The organism is Acinetobacter sp. UBA3106, assembly GCA_002365595.1.
Lineage (GTDB): Bacteria > Pseudomonadota > Gammaproteobacteria > Pseudomonadales > Moraxellaceae > Acinetobacter.
Window position 1 is genome coordinate 19,570 of sequence record DFAM01000001.1, and the last position, 22,375, is coordinate 41,944.

The 22,375-nt window shown below is 40.2% G+C and carries 20 protein-coding genes and 5 tRNA genes; 9 read left to right on the top strand and 16 right to left on the bottom strand.

Annotation, left to right across the window (positions count from 1 at the left end):
• Entirely contained in the window at positions 1-621 is a 621-nt protein-coding gene (gene thiE / locus B4C48_RS00095; RefSeq protein ID WP_291352216.1) for a thiamine phosphate synthase, read from the bottom strand.
• 657 nt (positions 622-1,278) lie between these two features.
• On the bottom strand, positions 1,279-1,662 hold the full coding sequence (locus B4C48_RS00100; protein ID WP_291352219.1) for a DUF962 domain-containing protein: 384 nt from the start codon (positions 1,660-1,662) through the stop codon (positions 1,279-1,281).
• A gap of 272 nt (positions 1,663-1,934) precedes the next feature.
• Between B4C48_RS00100 and B4C48_RS00105 the strand changes: the two genes are divergently transcribed.
• On the top strand, positions 1,935-3,395 hold the full coding sequence (locus B4C48_RS00105; protein WP_291352221.1) for an inorganic triphosphatase: 1,461 nt from the start codon (positions 1,935-1,937) through the stop codon (positions 3,393-3,395).
• Positions 3,396-3,590: 195 nt separating this feature from the next.
• Positions 3,591-5,051, top strand: coding sequence for a CYTH and CHAD domain-containing protein (locus B4C48_RS00110; protein WP_291352223.1), 1,461 nt, complete (start codon positions 3,591-3,593; stop codon positions 5,049-5,051).
• Between the two features lie 36 nt (positions 5,052-5,087).
• Here the strand turns inward: B4C48_RS00110 and B4C48_RS00115 are convergent, their stop codons facing one another.
• Entirely contained in the window at positions 5,088-5,720 is a 633-nt protein-coding gene (locus B4C48_RS00115; protein ID WP_291352458.1) for a hypothetical protein, read from the bottom strand.
• A gap of 109 nt (positions 5,721-5,829) precedes the next feature.
• On the opposite strand from B4C48_RS00115, the gene B4C48_RS00120 reads away from it, so the two are divergent.
• A complete protein-coding gene (locus B4C48_RS00120) occupies positions 5,830-6,225 on the top strand; it encodes a DUF3144 domain-containing protein (RefSeq protein ID WP_291352225.1) in 396 nt (131 codons plus the stop codon).
• Positions 6,226-6,643: 418 nt separating this feature from the next.
• A complete protein-coding gene (locus tag B4C48_RS00125; protein WP_291352227.1) occupies positions 6,644-7,708 on the top strand; it encodes an amidohydrolase family protein in 1,065 nt (354 codons plus the stop codon).
• A 57-nt stretch (positions 7,709-7,765) separates the two neighbouring features.
• Here the strand turns inward: B4C48_RS00125 and B4C48_RS00130 are convergent, their stop codons facing one another.
• The gene (locus B4C48_RS00130; protein WP_291352229.1) at positions 7,766-10,537 is read right to left on the bottom strand and encodes a M16 family metallopeptidase; all 2,772 of its coding nucleotides are present in this window, start codon (positions 10,535-10,537) and stop codon (positions 7,766-7,768) included.
• Between the two features lie 134 nt (positions 10,538-10,671).
• Positions 10,672-11,496, bottom strand: a complete 825-nt coding sequence (locus B4C48_RS00135; RefSeq protein ID WP_291352231.1) for a PhzF family phenazine biosynthesis protein — start codon at positions 11,494-11,496, stop codon at positions 10,672-10,674.
• A gap of 249 nt (positions 11,497-11,745) precedes the next feature.
• Between B4C48_RS00135 and gloB the strand changes: the two genes are divergently transcribed.
• On the top strand, positions 11,746-12,477 hold the full coding sequence (gloB, locus tag B4C48_RS00140) for a hydroxyacylglutathione hydrolase (protein WP_291352233.1): 732 nt from the start codon (positions 11,746-11,748) through the stop codon (positions 12,475-12,477).
• Between the two features lie 21 nt (positions 12,478-12,498).
• Here gloB and B4C48_RS00145 read toward each other — a convergent pair whose 3' ends face one another.
• Positions 12,499-12,771, bottom strand: a complete 273-nt coding sequence (locus B4C48_RS00145) for a hypothetical protein (RefSeq protein ID WP_291352235.1) — start codon at positions 12,769-12,771, stop codon at positions 12,499-12,501.
• Between the two features lie 493 nt (positions 12,772-13,264).
• Between B4C48_RS00145 and B4C48_RS00150 the strand changes: the two genes are divergently transcribed.
• Positions 13,265-13,468 carry a hypothetical protein gene (locus B4C48_RS00150; RefSeq protein WP_086176023.1) on the top strand — a complete coding sequence of 68 codons (204 nt, stop codon included), beginning with the start codon at positions 13,265-13,267 and terminating at the stop codon, positions 13,466-13,468.
• Between the two features lie 139 nt (positions 13,469-13,607).
• Here the strand turns inward: B4C48_RS00150 and B4C48_RS00155 are convergent.
• The 7 genes from B4C48_RS00155 to B4C48_RS00185 all read right to left on the bottom strand — a co-directional run bounded on the left by B4C48_RS00155 (position 13,608) and on the right by B4C48_RS00185 (position 16,673).
• A tRNA-Leu gene (locus B4C48_RS00155) sits at positions 13,608-13,692 on the bottom strand.
• A 72-nt stretch (positions 13,693-13,764) separates the two neighbouring features.
• Positions 13,765-13,850 (bottom strand) — tRNA-Leu (locus tag B4C48_RS00160).
• A gap of 71 nt (positions 13,851-13,921) precedes the next feature.
• A tRNA-Leu gene (locus tag B4C48_RS00165) sits at positions 13,922-14,006 on the bottom strand.
• Between the two features lie 38 nt (positions 14,007-14,044).
• A tRNA-Trp gene (locus B4C48_RS00170) sits at positions 14,045-14,118 on the bottom strand.
• Between the two features lie 34 nt (positions 14,119-14,152).
• Positions 14,153-14,237: transfer RNA gene (locus B4C48_RS00175), tRNA-Leu, on the bottom strand.
• Positions 14,238-14,344: 107 nt separating this feature from the next.
• A complete protein-coding gene (locus B4C48_RS00180) occupies positions 14,345-15,133 on the bottom strand; it encodes a protein kinase domain-containing protein (protein ID WP_291352239.1) in 789 nt (262 codons plus the stop codon).
• Between the two features lie 28 nt (positions 15,134-15,161).
• The gene (locus B4C48_RS00185) at positions 15,162-16,673 is read right to left on the bottom strand and encodes a DUF3336 domain-containing protein (RefSeq protein ID WP_291352240.1); all 1,512 of its coding nucleotides are present in this window, start codon (positions 16,671-16,673) and stop codon (positions 15,162-15,164) included.
• Positions 16,674-16,867: 194 nt separating this feature from the next.
• Between B4C48_RS00185 and B4C48_RS00190 the strand changes: the two genes are divergently transcribed.
• Positions 16,868-17,740, top strand: a complete 873-nt coding sequence (locus tag B4C48_RS00190; protein ID WP_291352242.1) for an ATP-binding protein — start codon at positions 16,868-16,870, stop codon at positions 17,738-17,740.
• 68 nt (positions 17,741-17,808) lie between these two features.
• On the opposite strand, the gene B4C48_RS00195 is transcribed toward B4C48_RS00190, so the two are convergent.
• Positions 17,809-18,858 carry a hypothetical protein gene (locus B4C48_RS00195; protein ID WP_291352244.1) on the bottom strand — a complete coding sequence of 350 codons (1,050 nt, stop codon included), beginning with the start codon at positions 18,856-18,858 and terminating at the stop codon, positions 17,809-17,811.
• A 398-nt stretch (positions 18,859-19,256) separates the two neighbouring features.
• On the opposite strand from B4C48_RS00195, the gene B4C48_RS00200 reads away from it, so the two are divergent.
• Positions 19,257-19,838: a DUF4385 domain-containing protein gene (locus tag B4C48_RS00200; protein ID WP_291352246.1), complete on the top strand. Its 582-nt coding sequence runs from the start codon at positions 19,257-19,259 to the stop codon at positions 19,836-19,838.
• On the opposite strand, the gene B4C48_RS00205 is transcribed toward B4C48_RS00200, so the two are convergent.
• Together B4C48_RS00205 and tsaD are read right to left on the bottom strand one after the other, a co-directional pair.
• A complete protein-coding gene (locus B4C48_RS00205; protein WP_291352248.1) occupies positions 19,828-20,769 on the bottom strand; it encodes a sensor domain-containing diguanylate cyclase in 942 nt (313 codons plus the stop codon). The two genes, B4C48_RS00200 and B4C48_RS00205, sit on opposite strands and share 11 nt — an antisense overlap.
• A gap of 173 nt (positions 20,770-20,942) precedes the next feature.
• The gene (tsaD, locus tag B4C48_RS00210; RefSeq protein WP_291352250.1) at positions 20,943-21,959 is read right to left on the bottom strand and encodes a tRNA (adenosine(37)-N6)-threonylcarbamoyltransferase complex transferase subunit TsaD; all 1,017 of its coding nucleotides are present in this window, start codon (positions 21,957-21,959) and stop codon (positions 20,943-20,945) included.
• A gap of 146 nt (positions 21,960-22,105) precedes the next feature.
• Between tsaD and rpsU the strand changes: the two genes are divergently transcribed.
• Entirely contained in the window at positions 22,106-22,321 is a 216-nt protein-coding gene (gene rpsU, locus B4C48_RS00215; protein ID WP_001136722.1) for a 30S ribosomal protein S21, read from the top strand.
• Positions 22,322-22,375 lie beyond the last annotated feature (54 nt).

The following is a 22,375-nucleotide window of genomic DNA, read 5'->3' on the forward strand; positions in this document are numbered from 1 at the left end:
TTAACGGTTGTCTTGAAAAAGTGCAGACCATTCATCTAAACGCTCAGGAATGGCATTCATTGGACGACCTAATATATCACTAATCACGGCGCAATAATCTGCACCAGCTTCAACCACGATCTTTGAATTTTCAACGGTTAAACCACCAATGGCACAAATAGGTACATTCAGTTGGGTTTTAGCCTGTTTCAAGGTTTCCAGACCAATGTTTCCGGCTTCCGGCTTACTCTCAGTCGCATAAATTGCACCAAATGCCACATAATTTGCGCCTTCAGCAATCGCTTGTTCAGCCAGCTCAAGTGAGTTATTGCAGCTACGCCCGATTAATACATGGTTTGGCAAGCGAGCCACAGCCTCAACGATTGAACCATCATCCTGACCAAGATGAACCCCAACACCGTATTGAACCGCCATTTCAAGATCATCATTAATCACGAAAGGCACGCCATATTCAGCACACATGGCTTTCATATACTCGATTTCGTAAATTTGATCTTCTTTGGCGACTTTTTTACGACGGTATTGCAGTACCGCAACACCACCATTCGCCATTGCACCTTCTAACTTCGCCAATAAAAGTTCTAAAGGATCATCATTGGTAATCAGATATAAACCGCGCATAACAAACTGCCAAAACTAAAACTGCCCTATTATAGGCACATCAACAGCAAGTTTCAGCGCATCCAGCTTAATTGCATAAGGAATAAAACCAATAAATTTGCAAAAAACCAAAAAACATAGTAGTGGTGCATTTTTTCAAAAAAGTGAAAAAAATACCTATTTTAAGTGATAGCTCATGTAGGTATTAATCGGTTTAATAAAGCTACAGAACAACAATAAATAATAATGACAATATAATAATAAAATTTGGAAACTTGATTAGATTCTCTAATCTTTGGTGATCAAACGCGCTTGGGGAAGCGAACTAAAGATTAGAGAATCGCCCTATTTTAGTGTTTCATTACGCTCAGATTGCATCAGGTCTTTTATCCTGATAAATGATTTTCGCCGAATAATAAATCCCCATTTTAAAGTGCGTAGCTTTCAACAAAATTCTGGATATAAAAAAAGCCTAGAGAAGGTCACTCTAGGCTTGGAAAACTTTAACATTCGGACAGTCGGGAAGTAAAAAATCAACTTCTTAAGCGTCTGTGCTATTAATAGAATATTCACTCTATTATTGCAAGTCCACTCAGTGTCAATTTTCATCTTTTTTGAAGTAATTTTTTGCAACTTTGCAGATTTACTTCAATTTACTTCAAAACAGGCTTAATTTAACTAACTTTGAATTTTATCCAGCGAGCGATTTTTTAAACTTAAATCGCCACGCAGCACATCAGAAAACATGCGCCAATCTGAAATAAAACTATACAGCGGTTGTTTAAAACTTGCCGGTTTATTTTTTTCAAATAGAAAATGTCCTACCCATGCACTAGCATAACCCGCCAGCAAACCATAGACCAGATATTTGGGCTTTCTTTTTAAAATAGCGCGACTCAATAAACATACCCCGACAGTACTGCCGAATACATGCAAGCGGCGACTCATGATATTACGATGCTCAGTTAAATAAAACCGATAAAATTCATGATAGTTTTGAAGCGGTAACTGAAATTCCGGTTCTGGATGATGTTCAAATTTGAGCTGAATCGTTGTATTCATGGTCATTCCCTCCCTGTTTTTATTTAAGTTAGCGCATATTTTATCCAAATTAAAGTATCAGCCTGCATCATTTTTTTGATCATTTCCAAAGCAATTACTCAAGAATCCACTCGTCAAGTCTTACATCAAAAATCATTTTCGTTACAATCAGGAGCCTAGAATCAACAATACAATTCCGGCGCTATAAAAGAATAGATTTCATAACGCATGTGTAAGCTATAGATGAGGTGTGGCATTGCTGACATCGCATCAAAAAATTAGGATGAAAGATCATGGTTGAAGTTGAATTAAAATTTCAAATTCCTGAAGCAAGACGTAATGCTTTACTGAAAGCATTAGATCCTAAAAAATCTGAAATTATTCAACTCAAAGCCAAATATTATGACACTTCAGAACGTCTACTTTCCCAGCATGGGGTAGCTTTAAGACAACGCCTTGAAGGCACGCGCTGGATTCAAACCTTAAAAGCGGCTGGTAAAAGTCATTTACATCGTTTTGAGCATAACCATGATCTGGGGGAACATGAAGAGGCACCCCAGCTAGATTTATCTGTTTATGAGCAAGATGCCGAAGCACAGCAAATCTTAAAAAATGCCTTGGGTGATGCAGAGGATCAGCTTAAACTTCAGTTTGAAACTGACATTCAACGTACTTTCCGCGTTATGCAATTTGAAGAAACCGATATTGAAGTCAGTTTAGATGTCGGTGAAGTCCGCACTGAAGCAGCCCAAAAAGAAGTACATGAAGTTGAATTTGAGCTTAAAGCTGGATCTGTCCAGTCACTGCTGGCCTTTAGCTTTGAATGGGTGAAAAAATACCAGCTTTGGCTGGATGTGCGCAGTAAGGCTGAAATCGGTAATCTTTTGGCCATTCAACAACCGGTGAGTCCAGCAAAATCTGCCAAAGAATTTAACTTAAGTAAAAAAGATGCTGCCAATAAAAATTTACGTTTATTGATTGCCCAACAGTTACAACATTTACTGCCGAATATCGCGGCTATTGCTGCGGGCGTTGCCAAGCAAACTCATATTCAGCAGGCACAAATTGCGCTGGATCATTTGCATTTGACCCTGTCGTTATTTAAAGACTGGAATGAGGCGGTTTCAGACAAATGGGCGATGCAAATTGGAGCATTTAAACAACAATTTGATCACTTACAGCATCTGGAACACATGCAGTCAACTTTAGGGGCGTTTTTACAAAATCCGAATACGGCGTCAAATTTAGCCAAAGATATTTTGTATGCCAAAGAAAAGCTGGCCAATCTGGTCCGTTCAACGCAAAACGTGCATCATTATCTGGAATTATTGATGTTTGGCCTGGACCATGAAGAAAGGTCCCAAGCCTATGACTTAAAATGGTTTGCCCAAAATACCCTGCAGAATCAATATAAACAGCTTCAAGAACATCTCCTGGCTGCCGATATTGCCAATTTTGAGAGTCTGGATCAGTTAGCCACTAAAATTCATGAACTGAAATTCAGCTTCCCGATTTTAACTTCAATTTATGATGTCAAGAATCTGCAGAAATACAGCAAAGCCTTGAATGATGCTCAACTTGCAGCCAGTGAATATCAAATTCTGGCTTCATCTGCCGAATATATTCAGCAAACTGAACTGGAAGCCAGTGACTGGTTTGTTTTGGGCTGGTTGACAGCGAAACAGGAAGTCTATGCACAAAACCTGCTTGAAGCGACAGAACAATTCCTGGTGAGCCGTAAATTTATTAAATAACAAATAAACCAGTAAAACCAAACCAACAAAATTAAACCAGCAAAATCAAAGCGTATGCCACGATCTTTTTATGCACACCATGAATCGGTCGACATACGCTTGATCTACTTATCCGCAAAACCCTACTCTTTTTTTGACACTGGCTTACAATAAAAGTTATGACCCGATCGATGATGAAGTGTCAGGAGTTTTAACATGCTTGAAGTAGAATTAAAATTTCAGATCCCCGCCTCACAACAAGAAAAGCTCTATCAGCTCTTCTTGAACAAGAATGCTCGCCTGATTTCTTTATATGCCAAATACTATGACACTCCCGAACGGCATTTGGCTAAAAAAAATATTTCATTACGGCAACGTCTTGAAGATGATCACTGGATACAAACCTTAAAAGCCCCTAGTGATCATTCCTTACAACGTTTTGAATTAGAAAAAGATTTAGGCAAGATCAAAGATCCAACTTTGGATTTAAAAATTTATCAGTCCAATTCGCAAGCAAAACAATTGCTGCAAAATGCTTTGGGCAAACAGGCTAAAAACCTGATTGTGCAATATGAAACAGCAGTCCAACGCCTGGTACACCTGGTTCATTTTAACCGTTCAGAAATTGAAGTCAGTTTGGATCGCGGCGAGATCCATCATAACGATCAAACGGTGCCGATTTATGAAATTGAATTTGAGCTTAAACAAGGTTCCATACAAGACCTGATCAAGTTTATTCATCCTTGGGTGCAGCGCTATCATTTATGGCTAGATGTACGCAGTAAAGCTCAACGCGGAGATTTACTGGCACAGAATTTAAAAAATCCTGCCGCTCAATTTGCAAGCCCGCTTCAACTGGATCAACAGGACTCAACCGATCACGTATTAAAGCAGATCATCAATAATGCCTTGCAGCATCTGTTGCCGAATGCATCAGTCATTGCTACCGCACAGTATGATAGCGAACACGTTCACCAGACGCGTGTGGCCATTCGCCGTTTAAGAAGTGCTTTGCGTGTTTTTGATGACTGGTCAAAAGATATCGATGCTGACTGGCAGGAACAACTGACGCATCTGTTTCGCCAACTCGGTTCAACCCGTGACCGTGATGCCTTGAGTGAAGGACTTTTACCCCAGCTCGAACAGGCCGGTGCACCGTTGGTTCAGCTTCCGGATACACCTGAAGAATCCAGCATTGCCATTGATGAATCTTTACGTTCTTCAGACTTTGTTGAATTGATTCTGAATCTGCTGCGCTTTGTCCATCAGACCAGTACAAAGCAGAAAAAACCGCAATTAAAAAAAGATATCGCAAAAAAACTGCAAAAAATGCATCAACAAATTTGCCAGGATGCCGATCAGTTTCTAGAACTGGATATCCCATCCCGGCATCGCACCCGCAAACGGATGAAACGTTTACGTTATTCGGTAGAATTTGTGGCTTCACTGTATCCGAGCAAGGAAATAAAGCGTTACCTCAAAGATTTAAAACCGGCTCAAGAAAGTTTAGGACAATATAACGATTTGATGGTGGCCGAAGCACTGTTCCAGGATATGGTGAAACGCAAACAAAAACTGTGGTTTGCGCTAGGCTGGATTGCCAGTGAGAAAGAATACATTCTGCAACAGGCACAAGCCCATCTAAAAGATTATGCGAAAACCGACACTTTTTGGTAATGCAAAGCACAGATCAGATTTAAATATTTCCGTAGCTTAACGATATTTGCCAAAAATTTTCCAGGTTCCATTATCCGCCAATGGATCGCTATAACTATCATTGCGCTGTTTACGCGGTTTATCGCGGGCATCGACCAGTTCAAAATGTGGCTCTGTACTGAGTACCATTCCATTCACATAAAACCGTGTGCGTGTATATTCGCTTTGTCCATGCTGAAACACATAAGTGCGCAAGTCGATAAATTCACGATGTGCTACCAAGGCTGCGGTATCATCACTTTCCAACCAGGTACTCATGGCCTGAATCTGCTCGGGTGGATATTTCCCGCATTTTTCGAGCAGGCTGGCAATACCACGAAAAGTTTTCGACTCTTTGGCGCGGGTTTTGTTAATCCGGATGCGATCCACATGAAAATAAAACAGCGGCAAATTCAAATGGCTGGGTAAATGCACTGCATCAATGGTTTCATCCTCCATAAAAGGCTGAAACAGGTCTTGTGCCCTTTCAATTAAACCGGTCCATTGCCGGTAAAATTCATCGACTTCTTTTTTAGACCCATAATAAATGGGCAAGCCTTCTACATTGGCCAGATTTGCTGGCGGCCAAATATTTTGACGTAATAAGGCGATATCACTTTTCAGACTTTGTACGGCAATGGCATCTTGCATTGGAGTATCCATTTTCATGCTTAGGCTATTTTTAGATTAAGCCAAAGGTTTAGTTTCTGCAAGGCTTTGCCTATAATATGCCATTAGATCGTATTTGCAGGAAAAGTTCATGGTTCAAAAGATTGAAGCAACAGATGTAACCGAAGAAGAAGCGTTAAATGCTGCTTTTTTTGAACGTGCTGATGAATTTATTAAACAGGCCAATGAATTTTGTCGTGTTGAAAAAGGTTCCCAAGTAAAACCTGCTGAAATGCGCGGACAAGTCAGTGCTGCCATGTTGTTCGCCACTGCCCGTTTTAATACCTGGGTTGCGGCCAACAATTTTAAAGATGGCAATGAAATGCGTGACGCCAAAGATCAGGTGATGTCTTACATCATGCAGCAGTTCCAGATGATGCTGGAAGACAACTATGACGAATACTGCGAACAGTTTGAAAACTATCTTCGCTTCCGTCATAACGAAGAATTTCATGCCAACAAGCATGACCATGATCATCAGCACTGATCAGAAGTTAAAAAGCCCATTAGGGCCTCTGTTGTCCCCTAGTGGAATTCCAGGTGTTTGATTTGTGGGTGTGGCAAGGATGCCACACATTCCCCATCACGACAGGATGTCGTGTATAGGGAATAAAGACTTTTGCCTACTTTTGGTCTGTCAAAAGTAGGATTCAGCCTACACAAAGTGACTTAAACTTTTAAAGAAAAGATAAGACTGTGAAAAAAACAAAATACAAATAAATATCAATAACTTAAATTCAAAATATCATCATGTCGCTTTGGTGCTGAAATAAAACTCAAATTATGGGACAGCAATGCCATCAGGGCTTTTTTTATGTCCTGAATTTTTGGATAAAAGGTCATTTAAAGCCAAGGCACTTTACAGTATGGTTAAATAACAGAGATTTGCTGAACTAAGGACACACATGCAACAGCTGGATTTTGCAATTATTGACTCGCATATTCACCAATGGGATCCTTATAACACGCCCCATGCAGCGGCTTTGGCGGTTAAATTATTGGGTAAACATCCTTATTTGCTAGATAAATTTGTGCGTTTGGTGAACTCCGATGACCTGATCGAAACCATTGGCTTGACCAATCATGTGACGGCGCCTTATTTGCCGGAAAATTATCTCGAAGATATTGGCCATTATCAGGTAGAACAAGTGGTGCATGTCGAAGCCAGCTGGCATAAAAATAAAGGTAAAGGCGTGATTGGGGAAACCCGTTTTATTGAATCCCTACCTTTTAACGAAGAAACGGTCAAACTCGGTGGCATTGTGGCAACAGCAGATCCGAGGGACAGTAATTTCAAGAAGATTTTGCAATTGCATAAGAAAGCTTCACCGCGCTTTAAAGGTATTCGCAAAATGGCGGCATTGCATGAGGATAAAGAAATCCATGCCTGGACAGATGAACCACATTTATACCGCAATAAAAAGTTTTTAAAAGGTTTTGAAGCCATCGCACAAAACAATTTAACATTTGATGCCTGGGTTTATTCGACTCAACTCAGCGATGTAATTGCCCTAGCCAAACAGTTCCCGGAAACTTCAATTGTGCTTGATCATTTCGGCACACCTGCCGGATTATTTGGAAAAGTCGGCTCAATTACCGGACTGACCAAAACCGCACGTGAAAATATTCTGGTCCGCTGGCAAGACGATATGGCTGAACTTGCCCTGTGTCCAAATGTCTATACCAAAATGTCAGGTTTACTGATGCCGGTATTAGGCCATCAATTTCATAAGCAAGGTCGTCTAGCCAGCAAGCAGGAAATCTATGATCTGGTGCTACCCCTGATCAGTCATGTGCTACAGAATTTTGGCAGTTACCGGGTCATGTTTGCTTCCAATTTCCCTATGGATCGGGTCAGTAGTTCACTACTCAACATCATTGATGCCTTGAGTGATGCAGTAGTGGCGTGTGATCCTAATGCCTTGGAACGAGTGTTTCACCATAATGCGAAGCAGTTTTATCGGCTTTAATCACCTCTCCTAACCCTCTCCTAGAAGGAGAGGGAAAATGGGAAGAAGGATTAAGAATCATGACTTGGTTTGTGGTTTTCCATACTGGTCTGCCATGACTTCCACCAGCTGACCCAGTTTGACATATTTCTTGATCACGGCATCTACATCTGCCTTGGTCAATTTAGCCAAAGCCAGGTCACGTTTTTCACGGAACAGCAAGTCGCGCTGATGTTCCAGTTGCGGCATGAGCATTGCGTGGATATTGCGTTCATCTTCCAAAGCAGTCACCCGTTTTTTCAGAATATTGGCTTTGGCCGCCTCCAGCTCCTGTTCAGTTACTCCTTTAGTGAGTAAATCATTCAGCACTTTATGTACCCCTTGTGAAACTTGTGCTGACTTCGCTGCCGTGTAGTTAGCCTCAATAGTCAATGCACCTGAATCCATCCATTCATCCAGATCAAGATCACTGCCAAAACCATAGACCAGCGCATTTTTCTCACGCAGTTCTTGGGCTAAACGTGAAGAGAGTTGCGAATCACCCAAGATATAACTAAACACCATTAATGCTGGCGCATCGGCATGATTAGAACCCACCGGTAAAGTCAAAATGGCCTGATAATTACCAAATTCACGTTGTTCTGATAAAGCATGGATTTTTTGCGCCTGATAAGCCTGATAATCAGAACTTAGACGTTGATAAGGCAGTTGGGCTTTCCATCCTGAAAATTCATTTTGCAGCAATTTAAGCATGGGCTGAGCTTGATAATCACCGGTGATGGTAATCTGTGCATGATTACTCACAAAAAAGTCCTGATAGAGCTGTTTCACCTGCTCCACGGTTGTCTGTTTAATCTGCTGCTTGGCAAGATCCGGCTCAAAATGGTAACGCAAATCCCCCGGTTGATAGGTTTCAAGCAAGCGGGTCATGGTCAGCGCCGCAACCGTTTCAGGTTCGGTATATGGACGGTCCAGGCTCGACAGACTTTGCGATTTAATCAGGTCAAATTGAGATTGTTCAAATTTTGGTGTTTTCAAAACGTCGAGCATGAATTTGAAATAATCATCAAATTTGTCTTTTTTCGCCACAATCTGAATGGTAATACTATTTGCAGATGCAGTCGCCGTTGCCCCACCACCCGCTTCAATCGATTTGTCTGCAATATCCTGCAAGCTGTGTTGATCTGAGCCACGCAACAATAGATAAGCCATCAAATCCAGCACTTCACCCTTATTGAACAAAGATTTGTCCGTACCAAAGTCTACAGAAATGGTGGCATAGGTTTTATCATCACGGGTAGATGTCGGATATAAAGCATAGGCAATACCATTCTTCAGCTTGCCACGCTGAATTTTCTTTTCAGTATCCAGCAAATACTGTTTCGAGGTTTTGACATATTCCGCTACTTCCTGCTTATAGACACTGCTTTCTTTGAGCGGTTCTTCCTGGGCAGCAGTCTGATCCAGGGTTTTAGGCTGTTCAGCCGCTTGTTGTTGCTGCAAGGCTTTTTTCTGATCTTCCGGAGTCGGCTGGATGTCCCCGGAAATGCGATGTTCTGGCACTAAAAACTGGGTCAGGGTCTGATTGACATCGCCAAGCTTCAGCTGCTTCACATTATTCAGATCGTTAAAGTACTGTGACCAATTACCCTGATAAGCCACATAATAATCACTCAATCGACCACCTAATGCAGTAGCACTACTCAGAATACTGTCTGCCTGATTCTGCATCAGATTTTTCACTCTGTTCAGTTCGGTCTCATCAAAGGGCTTATTTTTTTCAACACCCGTAACCAATTCGGACTGAACTTTTTTTGCATCGTGATTTGGAGCATAAATTGCACCCATAAACACCAGATTGAAATCTTGATCCAGCCAGGTGCTGGATTGAACACCGGTACTTAAACCGGTTTCCACCACGCTCTGATATAAATGTCCACTTGGCTGCATGGTATATAAATAAGGTGCCAGCGCTAAAGCAGATTTGATCTTTTCATTTTTGCCATTCAGGTAAATATTGAATTTGGCCAGATCACTGCCTTTTTTTACCACATAGTTGCGGTTTTTAATCTTTGTAGAATCCAGTGCCGGAACCTTGTTTTGTACAGGAATCTGACGCGCAGCAATTGGGCTGAAGTTTTTATCAATCTGTTTTAACACTTCCGCTTTATCAAATTTACCTGTAATCACCATCACCGCATTATTTGGTGCATACCAGCTGCGGTAAAATTTATTTAGCTCATCCATTTTAATGGACTGTAATTCTTTTAAATCGCCAATCGGTAAACGTCCCAGATACTGGTTGCCATAAGCCGATTTCCACATCTGGTCCATCATCACTGCAAAGGGCTGATCCATACGCACTTCACGTTCACGCTTTACAATGGCAATTTCCGAAGGGACAAACTTTTCTTGCAGCACCAGTTTATCCATACGTTCTGCTTCAAGATGAATCACTTCATTAATGGCATTCTGTTCGGGACGGATCACATTGGTATATTTGGTGGAATAATAGTCGGTACTGGCATTGGTCATTAAGGTGTATTGATCTAGTCGGCGCTGAAATTCTTCACCTTTGATATTCTGTGTACCCTTAAATGCCAGATGTTCGAGCAAATGCGCCAAACCGCTTTTATCTTGCGGATCATTGAGTGAACCGGTCAGATAGACCGTATTCATAAAGACTTTATTTTCTTTGTTATTTTGCGCCAGCACCACGCGAAAACCATTGTCTAACTTATATTCTTCAATCTTCTGCTCAGATTTAACTAAAATTGGTTGTGCCCAGGCAGTTGCACTAAAACCAACAAATAATAATGAGATAGTAAGTTGTTTGAACCGCATGAGCATAATTATTCCAATTTATTCAGTTAGATGAATTTTTCAGCATCACATCTTAGAAAATGGCGATGATGTTGAGTAGTCACTTTTTGCAAGAATTGCTGCTTATTTCAACAGCTTTGTCGTTCATTTATATCTATATGTTAAAGATAGAGCTCTGCCTGCATATATAGCTTTGCATAACCGGAAATTTCAATTCTTTCGTTTTCAAGCAGTTCACAATATAACTTTCCTCCACGTGCAGATGCCTGATAAGCCAAGATGTCTTTTTTGCCCAATTTCTCTGCCCAAAGCGGCGCAATTGCGGTATGAATGGAACCGGTGACCGGATCTTCATCAATACCATTGGCTGGAGCAAAATAACGCGACACACAATCATAGGGTGCAGCAGCTGGAGCCGTGATCGTCAAATCTAGATACGAAAAACCGCCTTCTGCTTCCGACTGCCTCTGTGACCACTGTTTTAATAATGCCAAATCCGGCATTTCATCTATCACATCCTGCGAATTGCTATATTCCACAATATAAGCCTGACGGTTTAAATACACATTGTTAAATGGTTTGCTTAAAATTTGCTTTAAAATTTCAGGATAATGTTCAATTTTTTTCGCACGCTGAATTGGAAAATTCATTTTTACTTTGCCATTAGCCTCCTGGCTTACCACGAAAATACCGAAATCTTTAACATGAAACCGGATAGTGCGCGCCAAAGTATAATCTTTAAACAGCACAAAACTGCTGGCTAAAGTTGCATGCCCGCAAAAGTTCACTTCAGTGGTCGGGGTAAACCAGCGGATTTCATAATTCTCTGCATCTATAACTTTCACAAATGCGGTTTCAGCCAGATTATTTTCCAGTGCAATCTTCTGCATCAGCGCATCATCCAGCCATTGTTCGGTCACAATCACGGCCGCAGGATTACCCATAAACAGCTCTGTCGTGAAGGCATCCAGCTGATACATTTTCATATTTATTCCCCAATTTTATGACTAATCTTTGCCAATGCCTGAATTTCAAAGCAGCATCTTTATAATAGAAATATTTAGTTCATCTCATGTATCTATAAATAAAAGCTTATCGCTACGCGTGCTTTTAAATCTTTTGAAATATCATCTACTTTATGGATAGACATTGCAGCATTGTGTTGCGATCTGCCACTAGAAAAAACCTGATTTTAAGGCTAGTTTATTCATATCTCTTTTATCGCTCTGTATCTTATGAATTTTCAAATCCATATGATTGATGTCAAAAATCAATTACAAAACTATATCTGGTTATTAGAACATATCCCAACCAAGGAAGTAGTGGCAATTGATCCGACTGAAGCAGATCTGGTCGAAACCTTTTGTACTGAAAAAGGTTTAAAACTGAGTCAGATTTGGCTGACGCATTGGCATAAAGACCATACTGGCGGTGTACCTGAGCTTTTACAAAATCGTCATATCCCCGTTTATGGCCCACGGGAAGAATTGAGCAAGGTTCCTTTTATCAGTCATCCTTTGCAACATGATGCACAGATCAGTTTTCACGGTTTAAATATTGAGATTATTGCTGTACCCGGCCATACCTTGGGACATATTGTTTATTTTATTGATGCACTAGATGTGCTTTTCTGTGGCGACACACTGTTTGCCATGGGCTGCGGTCGTGTTTTTGAAGGTACCTATGAGCAAATGTACCATTCACTGAATCGCCTCGCGGCTTTACCGGCACGCACCAAAGTCTACTGTACCCATGAATACACGCTGGCCAATGCCAAGTTTGCTTTACATGTAGAACCGGATAACCTTGCGATTCAGCAGCGTTTTGAACAGGTGGAAGCACAGCGTATGCTGGGTCAATGTACCTTGCCCAGCAGCATTGAGCTGGAACTGGAAACCAATCCATTTTTAAGAGCCGATAGCGTCGAAGAATTCCAGCGCTTGCGGCAATTAAAAGATCAGTTTTAATTTATGTATCATATGAAATATTTATAGAAGCTGATGGTTCTGAGCATAAGCATCCAATTCTGCTTGGGTGACCACTTTGGTGGTATTCATTTCATCGACACGAACCAGCAGCAAACCACCCAAAGCAGGTTGATAACGGCGCGCGCTACCAAAAGGTGTATAGGACACTTTGGATTGCTCTGCGAAAATTAACCAGTCTTCATGACCCAGCATGACAGCAACAGGTTCTGCGCCTTGTTGCTGCATCTGTTGAATTTGCTTGAGTACGTTCTGTTCTATGGTATCGGTAGTCATGGCAATTTAGTCATCATCTTAATCAATATTCAACACCCGCCAGAATTTAAAAAATTCCTCGGTACAGTGCAATATATTTTATCGTTTTTTAAAATCAGAAGCACCGTTATTTTTGGGCGGCAATTGCGTTATTAATCATATGAGATTGATTTATTGCTTCAGCCGAATATTTCTTATTCATCGCAAAAAAAATCACTTATAGATAAAAAATTTAGACCACACGGGAAATTGTGTTTAAATATTTCCGTTTCAAAAGAATTGAATTATTTAGAATTAAATATTTTTAAATCAATTTGATATAAAAACATTTTATTCAATACTAGAGTAATTTTTATTCGCAGTTTAATTATTATTTATTCATTTTTTGCATAAAAAAAATACAAAAAAATTATTTTATAAAAAACCTGCTCAAGCTACCCTTTAAAAAAATAGCTGCATCCCTATTAATTATATAACAGCAGTTCGTATCCAAATATACACAAGGAGTTCTCTCGTGAAAAAAGTTGTTAAGGCAAAAAATTTAATTGCATTTCGTATCTGGTTAGAAAAATTGGGCTATTCGGTAAAATCATTGACGGATAATCGTGGCTTTACCTTTAGCTTTAAAAAAGAATATGGTTTGGTCACTTGTGATTTAGCAGGTAATGCACTTGCCATGCAGCTTGGTGAAGAATTTGAAGATCATTTAAAAGCTTAAAAGACTTTTTTCACTTGTGGATCGAGATAAAAACAATAACGGATTCAAATTTTATTAAAAGCCCAGTTTTGGGCTTTTTATTTATATTTACTTTTGTATAGGCAATAAAAAAAGCAAGGTCATATACCTTGCTTTAATATGGTGGGGACGGAGAGACTCGAACTCTCACACCTTGCGGCGCTGGAACCTAAATCCAGTGCGTCTACCAATTTCGCCACGTCCCCATTCGAGTACCAACTTCGTGCTGGATTTTTTTACAACAAAAAAGAAAGGCTATTGACCTTACTCTAATCTGATGGTGGGGATAGAGAGACTCGAACTCTCACGCCCAGAAGGCGCTGCGACCTGAACACAGTGCGTCTACCAATTCCGCCATATCCCCATCAGGGCACCAACTCAATGCTGGATTTCGTACAACAAAAAAGCAAGGTTATTTACCTTGCCTTAATATGATGGTGGGGACGGAGAGACTCGAACTCTCACACCTTGCGGCGCTGGAACCTAAATCCAGTGCGTCTACCAATTTCGCCACGTCCCCATCAGGGTACCAACTAAGTTGTTGGATTTTTTAAAACTTGGCAGAGGATCAAGGATTCGAACCTTGACGAACGGTTTTGGAGACCGTCATGCTACCATTACACCAATCCTCTGTTACTTAATTATCAAGCTAAGTTGACATTTAAGTGGTGGGGACGGAGAGACTCGAACTCTCACACCTTGCGGCGCTGGAACCTAAATCCAGTGCGTCTACCAATTTCGCCACGTCCCCAATGGCTGTGTATATTATAGAGATCGATTACTCATGACAAGACCTTTTTATGAAAAATCCACTTGTTTGTTTAAATAAAAAACAAAAACTGTTTTTCTGTATTTTTCTTAAACAATTTCAGTGATTAAGGTCTGTTTGATCGTGCAAATATCATTAAATCTCTGTTGTTTTTTCTTGGCTAACATTCCTCTTAAACAAGGCTCAAATAGCGAAAAATGTTGTGGCAGTTCAATATTTAACTGCTGGCAATGTAAATAAGCCCAATCTTGGTAATTTCTGGCACTCAAACGCTGTGCACCGAGCCATTCATACAGAACAATGCCTAAAGCATAAATATCCGTTTGTACGGTTTTATGTGCACCCTGAAAAAGTTCGGGTGCCATATAACGTGGTGTTGCAGTAAGAATTTTCAGCTTTTGCGATGAACTAATTTTTTGCGCCTGTTCAAAATCAATCAAACATGCACGGTTTTGATATTCAACCAAATGCTCCCGTTTTAAATCGCCATGAATCCAGCCCGACCGATGTAATTGATCCACAGCATCTAAAAGCTTTAATAAAGTCTGTTTGATCTGTTGCAATGACATCTCAGCACTATTACCGAGCAATACGTTTGCATCGCTTAGAATTAATGCCGCGTTGCCCGGCTCTTGTAATCCCGTCAGGTGTTTAAGATCGGAAATCACTTGAAACGGCAATAAAAATTCAGGCATGCATTTGGAAGAATTGGCTTGATCTAAAAACTGCTGATAAAAATCCAGTTCATTCAAGAATCCCGCTTCAACGCTGGGATGGATATTGAAAGTCTGGGTTTTTAACCAATAGCGTTGCTGCTGGTATTCAAAGCTATATAAACAACGCCCAAAAGTTAAACTTTTGGGCTTGGTCTTAGACATTAAACAGATGTTAGAAAAATCTACATCCCTAAACTGCAATAAATTCTGCGGTTTTTTGCTCTGGATTATGTTGATAATTTAAAAGCTCCAAACAGTGCTGGATGGTTTTACCGACACGAGCATGCGTTTCAATCGAAGATATTTTCGGCCATGTTGCGCGCTCGCCTTCTCTTTGCAATAACTTGAACAAATATGGACGTGGGTTCTGAAACATATAGCTATAATGGCGTAAGCTATAATCGCCCACGATGTTCAAATCACCATAATAGCCCTGATCAATCACCCCATAACCATGATCGAGCAAACGGCGTACAGGAGGAAGCATTCCGACTCGGCCACGCGCAAAATCCATAATTCCCTTGGTAATGACTTTGCCCTGACGGCGTACAATGCGCTCTGGCCAGCTCATCACATCTCGACGGTAGCGTTCTGCATCACTTTGCATGAAAGGAACAATATGTGGATTCACCTGACTGGCAATGGTGTAATTTAAATTATACAGTCGTGCCATTTTTTCCTGAGGGAAATCACTCCGCACACTGCCATCCACCCAGCGGGTATTGGACATATAAGGTGTCAATTTACCATCGTAACGCTTACTGGTCAGTTTAACTGGCGGAAATAAGATAGGTACAGCACAGGATGCCAGTACTGCACTCCAGACCAGTAAGTCTGGTGAAGTATAGGTATTCATGATGCGTGCTTGCTGCGAGGTATCATATGGGGCTACAGCAACATTAATATGCAGTCCGGAAGTTTTAAAAGCTTCTTCAAAAGTCACATCACCCAAATTTTCTATCAGAAATTTTTTCAGGTATTTTACGTCGGCAAAACCACCATTGCCTTTTAAAATTTCGCCAAATTTACGAAAATGAAAAGCTTCAGTAAAAAAGTTTTCCCCATTTAAAAGACCGGTAATGTCTGAAGGTTTTGAAGTGCCAAGCATGGTGGTCATAATCGCCCCTGCACTCGAACCAGATAATACTTTTGGCATTAAATCCTGTTCAAGCAGCGCTTTACATACCCCAGTATGAAACAATCCCAAGGTTGCCCCACCTGAAAACATGATCGCAGGCTGGCCATAAGCTTTTTTACACTGCTGAAAGAACTCTATTTTTTTTGCCACACACAGACAATTACAGTCGCTCGAAGCAATGTAAGCCAGGCTTTCACTGACTTCTTCCACATAATCTTCAATGATTTTTTTAGTGCCCACATAGGTGGCATTAAAAAGCATGGGATGAGCAATATTTGCAATATCGTAGCTTAAACCTTCACGTAATATGTACATGAGATCTTCGGTACGCTTCTGAAAACGGTAACGTTTTAACCTGCTTAAGCGTTCAGAAATAATTTCAGCATCAAAATAAGGTGAACAGTTATCAAATTTCCATTCTTGAGCACCGGATTCTTCATCTATTTTTAGTGCGATATTTTTCCATTCTTCATAAGTTTCCGCCGTAGCGAGCTGGCTTTTTAATTTTTTTATCCGATAGGCTTGATGTGGATTAATATTTGTCGTGAAATCATTAAATAACATATCTATCCCTCAAACACTTTCATTGTTATTTCCTATCCCTGATCGGGTATCAAATATCATCATATTTGCACAATAAACCAGTAATCCTTCAATCATAATACCCCCTATTTCATTGGCAAACTATGATTATTTGATATACAGTTCCCATGTTAAACGATCTTTATTTTCACTTTATCCGTATAAGCTGAATCATCATGGCAACAATTGATTTACCCGACAATATCTTACAAGTTCTTTCTACTGTACTCCAACAACTACAGCAAAACTTACCTGAACTGAAACACGAAACCAACTTTGAAGCCTCGGCTTATAAGTGGCAAAATCAACAATTAAAAGCCATACAGCAGCCTAAAAAAATCTATCTGGACGATTTAAAAGGGATAGAAAAGCAAAAAGAAAAAGTGATTCAAAATACCCGACAGTTTTTAAAAGGCTTGCCTGCCAACGATGTGTTATTGACTGGCTCACGGGGTACAGGAAAATCTTCAATTGTACGTGCCTTGTTAACGGAATTTGAATCTGAAGGCTTACGTTTAATTGAAATTGAACGTGATGATTTGGCAGATTTGCCGCTTATTCAGAAACTGATTGAAAATCGTCCTGAAAAATTCATTGTCTACTGTGATGATCTGGCCTTTAATGCCGAAGATGAAAACTATCGCAGTTTAAAAAGCGTCCTGGATGGTTCATTACAGTCCGGTTCAAGCAATTTTATTATTTATGCGACCAGTAACCGCCGTCATTTGTTGCCGGAATTTATGCATGAAAATACCCCGGTCACACGTATGGACGTTCCACAATATACCGAGCTGCATCCGCAAGAAGCGATTGAAGAAAAGATTTCGCTGTCTGACCGTTTCGGCATGTGGCTATCGTTCTATCCTATGGATCAAAACCTGTACCTGGAAATTGTAGAGCACTATTTAGCTAAAGCCAAAATGTCATTGGATGAATTGACCAGGGCCGAAGCTTTAAGATGGTGTCAGGCCCGTGGTCAGCGCTCAGGCCGTGCAGCCTATCAGTTCTCTAAACACTGGATTGGGTCGCAGCAGTTAAAATCGCTGTAAACTCTTTCTGATTGGGTCAATATAAATAAAGAAGCTCCGTACTAACGGAGCTTTTTTTATATGCGGTCTTATTTTTTGTCCCCAATAATCGTTGACCAGAGCAGATCGGCAATTTCAGCGCCATTAAAATAGACAGTTGCCTTGAGTGATTCAGGCTGATTTTGTTTCACTTCCACCACCTGGTTATAACTGTCGGTAATTTTTAAAGTTCCTTCAGTCGGCAAGTGTTTATAATTATCTAATACCGTTTCCTGCATCTTAAATGGAGTCGTGGTATCAAAATTAAAACTATAACGGAAATCTGCCAGATAAGGCTGACCGATAATCAGGCCTTTACTGGTTAATGTACGGGTCCCATTACTGCTACTGCCATAATCATCTACCAAGCTATAGCTATAATTTCGTACTTGAAGATACTCTTTACTGCTCGGATTAAAAGTCGTGCCACCCGCAGGTGCAGTCTGCTCTTCTGCAATACGTTGGAACTCCAGCTGGTCAATTTTATAAGTTTCCGATTCACCAGATGGAGTTTTGCTTTTGCTATATACAATGCTGCCTGAAATCAAATAGTCATCTTTTAAATTAAAATCAACATTAGAGCCATAACGCACATTGGTAAAAGTTAGAGTGGTGGTATCGCCATTTACCGACTGAGTAATCGTGGAACCTTTACGATAGGTTTTATCCAGAATCACACAGTTATCTTTATCATCTTTTAATTTTAGCGTTTTTACTACATTGGTCGTGCTTACTTCAGCGCATAACACGTTCGGATATTTGATGCTGTTTATACCCAGGTTATAAATCTGCACAATACGAGCCGTACGCCCATAAGGATAATCAGCAAAAGCTTCTCCAATCATATGACCAAGCGCACTGTTATAATCCGTGTCATTGCTGGTATTACCCGTAATGGAGTCTTTAATTTTATCCAGGATACTCGGGTCTTCAAATGGTACAAACTCATCTGACAGCTCTGGAGAAATTGTCTCGTTAGGCACATTCGGTGGCGTGCTTACCGATGGACTTCCGGAATCGGAACCACTTCCTCCACCTCCACAAGCGCTCAATAAACCCGAGATAAACGCAACTCCAAATAATGTGGTTTTCTTTTTCATGACATTGTATTCCCTAAATTTTATTTACATTTTTATTTAATAAGAAGATTGATATTTACCGTATAAAAAACAAGTCAATGAGACTCCATCACTGTGTCTAATTCTTGTATTGCCTTACCCCATGTAACATTGATTACACAATAGTAATTAAAATCAAAAATTTTTCTGTAATTTTAATGTATATTTCCAACAATTTTTAAAATTTATCAGCCTGTTAATTTTAACCTTCTCACTTTACTCAACCCTAGATTATTCAAGCTTTACGTCTATTTTTGCATTCATATGGCTTAAAATAATATTTATATGATTTGTAACTTTAAGCTTAAAATTTCACCAAAATGATCTAGGCTAGCAAAAGTAGTGCTTCATAGATTTCTGCTTTTCTAATGGAATGAGTAATGAAAAATGATCATCAAAAGAACAATATACCGAGACGAAATTCCAGAGTTTTCTCAAAAAGTTTTGATTATTCTTTAGATTTTAAAAATATAAACTTTCGAAAACGTCCTGAGTTATACCGAATTGGGCGGGGTGAACAAGGTGTGTTATTGGTCGAACCTTACAAGTCAGAAATACTGCCTTTTTGGCAATTTGCAGATCAGGAAAAAGCCAAAAAAAGTAGTGAAAAAATATATGAATTGTTTTTAAGCTATCTCGATGAAAATGATTTTGTTGGTGCAGATATGGCGAGAAAATTTCTGCAAATGGGTTATACGCGTGCGCGACGTTATGCCAATCATAAAGGAGGTAAAAAATATAAAGGGGCTGTTCCTGCAGATAAAAAAGGCTTAAGTGGTGCACATGGACGGGATGTATTACCTTATAGTCCAGAAGACCAAGTGAAGGCTGCCGCTGCGCAAATTTTTAAGCAAAAATGGAATCAAGCCAAGACGCATACCAAGTATCTTGAGTTAAAAGACCAATTTAATCAGTTTATTGAAAAAAAATTTAAACAGTATGATCAAAATTCTATAATTTAGACTTGAGCTGGCGTTTATGCTCAAACATCTTTTTATCTGCTTCGGCAGCTGCTTTAAACAGCCCTTGAGCAGGTTGTCGCATGGCCACACCAATCGCCGCGCCAATCTTTGCCTGTGTTAAAGCTTGTTTAAGCCGATTCAAAAGCACGTCTGTTCCTGTTTCATCGCTCTCTACACTCAAAATTACAAATTCATCGCCACCTAAACGTGCCACAATGTCATTGCTACGTGCAGTATTTTTGAGTATATGCGCCGCCTGCTGAATCAGCTCATCGCCCTGATCATGTCCCAGACTGTCATTTACTTTTTTTAGATCATTCAGATCAATAAAAAAAACTGCCGCAGGATGTCCATAAAGCTTACAGCGCTCTTCTTCGGCAGTAAGTAATCTTTCCCATGCGCGGCGGTTATATAAGCCTGTCAATTCATCCCTTAAAGCTTCTGCTTCCAAACGCTCATGCTGACGAACGTGTTCATTTTGACGAAGTTCAGCTTGAAGAATCGTGCTTAACAAATGACCAAATAACTCAATCAGCTCTACGTCCTGAGTAATAGTTTCAGATTTTTCTTGAGGATCAATCGCACAAAGTGTCCCGAACAAGCTGCCATCTTCATGAACCAGTGGTTGACCAATATAAGATTTAATACTGACTTGCTGGTTAATGGGCGCAGTGGAATATAAAGGAATGTCTTCTGATCGAGGAGCAATTTTAGGACCTTTACCGGCAATCATATGAAAACAAAATGAATCTGCCCACTGAAATACTTGTCCCGGTTGAATATTATAACCGTGGTCTTCACTCTGAAGTACAATCCAGTCCTTACCTTCGACCCGGGTAATCATCCATAAATTAAATCCGAAACGTTTATATAGAAACTTTAAAACAGCTTGACCAGCCTCTTGAAAGCTTCTGAAAGTTATATTATCCATTCGAATAAACCTATGCTGACCATCTAAAAAACTATTTGTTTGTCTAATTTAGAATATTTTTCTGCAATTATTAGAGCTTATCATGAATATAAAATCTAGTGATATCAACTCATTCTTTATAGACTTTTAAATTAAAAAAGAGGCAAAACGCCTCTTTTTATATTCTAATAATTTTAAGCTTGGTTTGGATTAGTCAGTTCGGTCATTGGCCATCGTGGTGTTGTGGTTACTGACAAACCATCATGCTGCCCTGCTTTTAAGCGTTGATAACCGGCAAAGGCGATCATGGCGCCATTATCGGTACATAAAGCAGGTTCTGCATAATAAACCTGTGCTTTAATCTTGGCCAAGTCTGCTTCCAGACGCTCACGCAAACGCTTGTTGGCACTTACACCACCTGCAATCACCAAACGTTTTAAGCCGGTTTGCTTCAAGGTTTTAACCGATTTTTTTACCAGTGTATCGACCAAAGCTTCCTGGAAAGATGCAGCGATATCCGCCTCGCGGTTCTGGCCTTCCACTTTTTTCAACTGGATAGAAACAGCGGTTTTTAAACCACTAAATGAAAAGTCCAGCCCTTGATGCAACATCGGACGCGGAAAATCGAAAGCTTTGACATCTCCCTGTTCAGCAAGACGTGAAATATTTGGACCGCCCGGATATGGTAGCCCCATCATTTTCGCGACTTTATCAAAGGCTTCGCCAGCGGCATCATCAATCGATTCTCCAAGCAGCTCATATTGGCCAATTCCATGTGCTGCCATGAGCTGGGTATGCCCACCAGAGACCAATAAAGCGACAAATGGAAATTCTGGCGGAGTTTTAGACAACAATGGCGCCAGCATATGCCCTTCCATATGATGCACACCAATCGCCGGTTTATTTAACGCGAACGCCAAGGTACGACCAAACAATGCACCGGTCATAAGCGCACCCATGAGACCTGGGCCACGTGTATAGGCGACTGCATCAATTTGTGATTTTTTAATATTACTTTCTTCAAGCAATTGATTGATTAAAGGAATTAACTTACGCACATGGTCGCGTGAAGCCAATTCCGGGACAACTCCACCATATTCGGCATGCAGTTTAATCTGACTATAGAGCACCTGTCCTATTAAGCCGACTTCACTGTCATAGAGTGCTAACCCAGTTTCATCACAAGAAGTTTCCAAGCCCAGAACGATCATTAAACTGCCTTTTACCCGTATCTAAATATTGCTAAAGCTATTATAGACTTGTGATATGAGATGTAAATGAGTAAAATACTGTCCTTCACTTGTGATCTAAGGCAATCGTGCCATAGATCTTATCCATAACTTAATGAGGATTCTTCATGCCACAAGTTAAATTGAAAGAAGGCGAACCAGTAGACGTAGCTATCCGTCGTTTCAAACGTTCATGCGAAAAAGCGGGTGTTTTAGCTGACGTTCGTAAACGTGAATTCTACGAAAAACCAACTCAAGAACGTAAACGTAAAAAAGCTGCTGCTGTTAAACGTTACCAAAAGAAATTGGCTCGCGAATCAGTTCGTACTACTCGCCTTTACTAAGATTAATTTGTGATTGACTGCTTGGACTAAATAAATGACTACTTTAAAAAACCA